At 75.1% G+C, this 2,731-nt stretch carries 2 protein-coding genes; both read right to left on the bottom strand.

Translation table 11 applies throughout. The annotated features are described in order from the left end of the window. Positions 1 to 329 precede the first annotated feature (329 nt). Positions 330 to 1,526: an NAD(P)/FAD-dependent oxidoreductase gene (locus AOK09_RS33945; RefSeq protein ID WP_055591066.1), complete on the bottom strand. Its 1,197-nt coding sequence runs from the start codon at positions 1,524 to 1,526 to the stop codon at positions 330 to 332. Between the two features lie 92 nt (positions 1,527 to 1,618). Continuing rightward, the gene (gene sigJ / locus AOK09_RS33940; RefSeq protein WP_055591065.1) at positions 1,619 to 2,563 is read right to left on the bottom strand and encodes an RNA polymerase sigma factor SigJ; all 945 of its coding nucleotides are present in this window, start codon (positions 2,561 to 2,563) and stop codon (positions 1,619 to 1,621) included. Positions 2,564 to 2,731 lie beyond the last annotated feature (168 nt).

Below are 2,731 nucleotides of genomic sequence, written 5' to 3'. Positions count from 1 at the left end.
CCCGTTCGACGACCGCACGGTCTGCGCGTGGGCGTCCAGCCGGCAGCTGACGGCCTGCACCGGGACCGGGCCCCCCGGCCGTCCGCAGGGCCCACCCCTGCGGTCCCTCGGGGTTCGCGGGGCCCCTCGGGCGCGACGCCGGCGGCGTCGCCGCACGTGACGCGTGCCGCGCCGGCGGCAGGCGTCGCGCTGCCCTCTCGGCGGCGTCGCGCTCCCCGGGGGGCGTCGTTTCGGCCGGTGACGCGCCCGGGCCTGCCCGCCCGGCCGCGCCATCCGCCCGTCTCGTGCGGGCCGCCCGCGCGGCGTGGGCGCCCCCGGCGCCGTGTGCGTCAGGCCGGTGCCGTGACGGCCGCGCCGCCGCGGGCCTGCTCCCGCAGCACGCGGCGGCGCCGGGCCGGCATCCCGAGGGTGGGGTGGGCAATGCTCCAGGCCGCGCCCTGGCAGACCAGTTCCTTGTAGCGGGCGGCGATCCGCCCGGTCAGGACCGCCCGCACGGCGCGGTCGTCGGCGGTGACGTACTGGATCAGGCCTTGCCTGCGGCCCAGCGAGATGCACTGGTTGACGTAGCGAAGCGGCACCTTCGGGAGCTTCCCGCCGGTCAGGCGCGCCGCGAGGGCGTCGGCGGCCTGCCACGCGGTGGGCACTCCCGAGGCGCACGACATCCGCAGCGGCTTGTCGCCGGGGCCCTGGACCATGGCCGCGTCGCCGATCGCGTACACCTCGGGGTGCGAGAGCGAACGCATGGTCCGGTCGACCACGATCCGGCCCGTGCCGGTGACCTCAAGGGCGGTGGCCGCCGCGAGGGGATGGACCGCGAAGCCGGTGGTCCACACGGTGACCGCGGCCTCGATGACCCCGCCGTCGGCGGTGGCGACCCGGTCGGCCTCGACCCTGCTGACGGCGGTGTGCTCATGGACGGCGACACCGAGGGTGTCGAAGACCTTCCGCAGGTGCCGGCGGCCCCGGGGCGAGAGCCACTCCCCCAGGGCGCCGCGGGCCGCCAGGGCGACCTCCAGGTCCGGGCGGGCCTCGGCGATCTCGGCGGCGGCCTCCAGACCGGTGAGGCCGCCGCCGACCACGACCACGGGCTGTCCGGCGTCCAGCCGGGCCAGCCGTTCGCGCAGCCGCAGCGCGCCGGGGCGGCCGGCGATCTCGTGGGCGTGCTCGGCGGTGCCCGGGACGCCCTGGTCGTTCCAGCCGCTGCCGAGCGCGTACACCAGGCTGTCGTACGCCAGCTCCTCGGTGCCGTGCGCGGCGGTGACACGGACCGTCCTTCGGTCGACGTCGACGCCGGTGACCCGGGCGATCTTCAGGGCGACGCCGCTGCCGGCGAACACCTCGGCCAAGGGCCGGGGCCGAAGGTCCTGGCCGGCCGCGAGCTGGTGCATCCGCACCCGCTCGACGAAGTCGGGCTCGGCGTTGACCAGGGTGATGGCCACGTCCTCGCGGTGCAGCCGCCTGGCCAGGCGCCCGGCGGCGATGGCTCCGGTGTATCCGGCTCCGAGGACGACGATGCGGTGCTGCATGTCCACTCTCCTGTCTTGCGCGGGTTCGCCCCTTGAACCGGGCACCCCGCCGTTTCCTGACAGGAACCGGATGTGAAGCACCTCACATGCGGTCAGAAAGCGCTGAGCAGCGGCTCTCCGTGGTCGGTGGCCGCCCACCGCCGGGTCGCCCGCTGGAGCTTGTCGGGGTTGACCTGGTTGCGGAACGCGGCGATGCCCTCGCCGGTGATCTCCGGGCACATGACACCCACGACCCGGCCGTCGACGACCGCCACGATGCCCCAGGCACCGTTGACGGTCGCGGCGTGGATCTCGGGCGAGCCGCCGGCCAGGGCACGCTTGGCCTTGCTGGGCCTGAACAGCCCCCGCATGAACGTCGCCACCGCCAGCGCACCCTCGAACGCCTTGGCGCGGGCCGGGACCTTCCCGCCGCCGTCGCCGACGGAGACGGCGTCCGCGGTGAGCAGCCGCACCAGCGGCTCGGTCCGGCCGCTCGTGGCCGCCGCGAGGAACTCCTCCACGATCCGCCGGGCGGCCCCCTGGTCGATCTCGGCGCGGACCCTGCCGTCCGCCAGGTGCTTCCTGGCGCGGTGGAGGATCTGCTGGCTGGCGGCCTCGGTGATGTCGAGGATCTCGGCGATCTCCCGGTGCGGGTAGTCGAAGGCCTCCCGCAGCACGTACACCGCCCGCTCGCTCGGGGACAGACGCTCCATCAGCGTGAGGACCGCGTACGAGACCGACTCGCGCTGCTCGGCGGTGTCGGCCGGCCCCAGCATCGGATCCCCGGCCAGCAACGGCTCGGGCAGCCAGCGGCCCACATAGGTCTCACGGCGCACGCGGGCCGAGGCGAGCTGGTTCAGGCACACACGGGTGAGAACCTTCGTCAGCCAGGCCTCGGGGACCTCGATGTGCTCCACGTCGGCGGCCTGCCAGCGCAGGAACGTCTCCTGCGCCGCGTCCTCGGCCTCGCTCGCGGAGCCGAGCAACCGGTAGGCGATAGCCTCAAGACGCGGCCTGAAGGCCTCGAACCGGTCCACGTCACTCATCCTCAGGCCCATGACCCCGATCCTAGGCGGGCCACCTGCCCGGGGATACGCGCCGGTCCCCCCGCGCGGGAGACGTCACTGCCTACCCGGCACGCCCGGGCCGGCCGGCGGTGCGGACGGGCGCCGGGGTGTCCGGGTGCTGGGGTGTCCCGGTGTTGAGGTGTCCCGGTGTTGAGGTGT

The organism is Peterkaempfera griseoplana (assembly GCF_001418575.1).
Taxonomy (GTDB): Bacteria; Actinomycetota; Actinomycetes; order Streptomycetales; family Streptomycetaceae; genus Peterkaempfera; species Peterkaempfera griseoplana.
The sequence above is the reverse complement of the archived record's forward strand: the minus strand, read 5'-3'. Positions and strand labels throughout refer to the sequence as shown.

Coding starts and splice junctions, on each gene's coding strand:
- AOK09_RS33945 (WP_055591066.1), bottom strand. CDS start 1,526: ATGCAGCACCGCATCGTCGTCCTCGGAGCCGGATACACCGGAGCCATC.
- sigJ (WP_055591065.1), bottom strand. CDS start 2,563: ATGGGCCTGAGGATGAGTGACGTGGACCGGTTCGAGGCCTTCAGGCCG.